Genomic DNA, 707 nt, shown 5'->3' with positions numbered 1-707 from the left:
AAGTAAATTTTCTTATAGTAAAAAAAAGAACCTCTCATGATAAAATGTAGATGGTCTGGCAACCACAACATTATCGAAAAGAGAGGTTCATGTCAGTGAATGACGTAAAAAGTTTATCACATAGTAAATGGCGGTGCAAGTATCATATTGTATTTGCGCCCAAATATCGCAGACAGGTTATCTATGGTCAAATTAAGGCGGATATTGGAAAAATATTACGGTCACTTTGTGATCGAAAGCAAGTTGAATTACTAGAAGGAGAATGCTGCCCGGATCATATTCATTTGTTAGTAGCCATCCCACCGCATTTAAGTGTATCTCAGTTCATGGGATATTTAAAGAGCAAAAGCAGTTTGATGATTTTTGACCATCATGCGAACCTCAAGTACAAATATGGGAACCGACACTTCTGGTGCCGAGGATATTACGTAGACACCGTCGGAAAATATGAAGGAGCTATTAGAGAGTACATTCGGCATCAATTACAGGAAGATATTGAAATGGATACGCTGGATTTTAAGGAATACATAGACCCGTTTACGGGTAGCCAGAAAAAGTAGGCAAAACAAGAGCCCCCGAGTAGGGGGCTGCCAGTAATAGAAATGTGATTGCCAGACTTTATTCAGTGCACTCTTTAGAGTGCAACCACAAGAGATAGGCCCTTATAGGGCCCGAGCAAACCACCAGTTAAACTGGTGGTTTTGATT

General features: G+C 40.0%; 1 protein-coding gene. It reads left to right on the top strand.

The window, feature by feature from the left end; genetic code table 11:
• Positions 1–89: 89 nt before the first annotated feature.
• Positions 90–560 (top strand): IS200/IS605 family transposase, encoded by a 471-nt coding sequence (gene tnpA / locus HMPREF3201_RS03220; protein ID WP_156423318.1) that lies wholly within the window; start codon positions 90–92, stop codon positions 558–560.
• Positions 561–707 lie beyond the last annotated feature (147 nt).

Origin of the sequence: Megasphaera sp. MJR8396C (assembly GCF_001546855.1) — a bacterium.
In the GTDB taxonomy this organism is placed as follows: Bacteria; Bacillota; Negativicutes; order Veillonellales; family Megasphaeraceae; genus Megasphaera.
This window is presented reverse-complemented; position numbering and strand designations above follow the sequence as displayed.

Excerpts from the sequence above, each read along its gene's own strand:
- tnpA (WP_156423318.1), top strand. The coding sequence starts at position 90 with ATGTCAGTGAATGACGTAAAAAGTTTATCACATAGTAAATGGCGGTGC.